The organism is Algibacter sp. (assembly GCF_049667265.1).
Classification (GTDB): Bacteria; Bacteroidota; Bacteroidia; order Flavobacteriales; family Flavobacteriaceae; genus Algibacter_B.
In genome coordinates this window covers 1-2142 of record NZ_JBATHX010000027.1, presented here as the reverse complement: position 1 = coordinate 2142, position 2142 = coordinate 1, and the positions used below count along the sequence as shown (strand labels likewise).

Sequence of the window (2142 nt, the reverse complement as noted above, 5' to 3'; positions counted from 1 at the left end):
GATTTTTCGATACGCTAACCATTCAAAAAAGTTTATCAAAAATTTTAATTGATGTTCCAACAGCGGTTTTACAAATTTTATTTGCCTTAATTCTATTATCATTTTACCATCCATTTTTTATCATTTTTGGGTTGTTATTGTTAATCTTAATTTTTGTTGTGTTCAAGTTTACAGCAATTAAAGGACTAAAAACTAGCTTAATAGAATCTAAAAATAAATACAAAGTAGCCCATTGGATTCAAGAAATCGCACGTTCATTAATTAGTTTCAAACTTTCTGGAAGTACCAGCCTTGGTATCGATAAAAACGACGATTTAGTTAGCGATTATTTAAAGGCAAGAGAAAGTCATTTTAAAATTTTAATGTTACAATTTATCCAAATGATAAGTTTTAAGGTTATTGTAACTGCCAGTTTATTATTAATTGGTGGTGCTTTAGTTTTAAATCAGGAAATGAATATTGGTCAGTTTGTGGCTGCCGAAATCATCATATTACTGGTTATCGCATCCGTTGAAAAACTTATTTTAGGTTTAGAATCTTTTTATGATGCCCTAACATCTTTAGAAAAAATAGGCCAAATTGTTGATAAAAAATTAGAAAGTCAAACTGGAGAAACCCCACAATTTTCCAAAGGCATTCAAATTGAATTAGAAAATGTTTCTTACGAAGTTGATAATAGAGATAAGCATATTTTAAAAAATATTTCATTAAAAATAAATTCAAAAAGCAGAATTCTAATTCAAGGAGAAAGTGGTTCAGGAAAATCAACCTTATTACGGTTAATTGCTGGTGTCATTCAACCAACTGGCGGTCATGTTTACGTAAACGATATGTCCATTAACAGTTTACACCTAAATTTTTACAGGTCGCAATTAGGATTATCCTTGTCTGATGAAAATCCTTTTGAAGGCACCATCAGAGAAAATCTAACATTTTCAAACTATGGCATTTCAGATGAAAAAATATATGAAATACTAGAAATTGTAGGACTCAAGCCTTTTATTAAAGAGCAGCCAGAAGGTTTAAACACCATACTTTACCCCGATGGCAAACAGATGTCTTATTCATTATCTAAAAAAATTGTTTTGGCTCGCGCCATTTTAAAGAACCCGAAAGTACTTATTCTTGAGGATGCCTTAGATAGATTTAATAGGAAAGAAACAGAAGCCATTGTGAATTATTTATCACATCCAGACAGACCATGGGCACTAATTGTAGTTAGTTTTAGTTCTGTTTGGACGGATAAATGTACAGAAAAGATCACCTTAAAAAAAGGTAGAATAAAATCTAAAAAAGACTAAGCTATGCTCAATATATCTCATAACCAATTGAACAAAAAAATAGACTTGGCAGCATATAAGTCTGGTAAAAAAATCATGAATATAAAGTACTACAAATACTTTAACAGGTTTTTGCTGGCTGCCGCTATTATCGGGTTTATTGTGTTGTTTTTACCATGGACTCAGAATATAACTGGGCAAGGAATTGTGACTACTTTAAAACCTAATCAGCGTCCGCAACATATCCAATCTCAAATACCAGGACGCATTGAAGCGTGGTATGTACAAGAAGGTGATGAAGTTAAAAAAGGCGATACTATTTTAAGAATTTCTGAAGTGAAAAGTGAGTATTTTGATGATAGATTGATGGAAAGAACCAATGATCAAATTCAAGCAAAATCTTCTTCAGTTACCGCTTATGGCGGAAAAGTAGATGCTTTAAATAGGCAAATTTCCGCATTGCGAAACGAACAAACATTAAAACTTGAGCAAACCAAAAATAAGTTGATGCAATCTCACTTAAAAGTGAAAAGTGATAGTATTGATTTAGAAGCTGCCAAAACCAACTTAAAAATTGCAGAAACTCAGTTTAATCGAATTGAAACCTTGCAAGAAGAAGGCTTAAAAGCGGTAAAAGATGTGGAGGAAAAACGATTAAAACTTCAAGAAACCCAGGCGAAACTTATTTCGCAAGAAAATAAATATTTGGCCAGTCAGAATGAAGTAATCAACGCCCGATTGGAATTATCTAGAACCAATGCTGCCTTTACCGATAAAATTTCGAAAGCGCAAAGCGATATGTTTACAGCGCAATCCAGCGGTTTTGATACGCAAGCTCAGGTTACAAAACTTGAAAACGCTT

The 2142-nt window shown here is 32.4% G+C and carries 2 protein-coding genes; both read left to right on the top strand.

Features of this window, described 5'->3' with window-relative positions; translation table 11 throughout:
* A partial coding sequence (locus tag WBN21_RS00835) for a peptidase domain-containing ABC transporter (RefSeq protein ID WP_424197419.1) occupies nucleotides 1-1301 on the top strand: 1301 nt, incomplete at its 5' end.
* Between the two features lie 3 nt (nucleotides 1302-1304).
* Nucleotides 1305-2142 (top strand): HlyD family secretion protein (locus WBN21_RS00830; protein WP_424197418.1); only part of this gene is annotated, 838 nt, incomplete at its 3' end.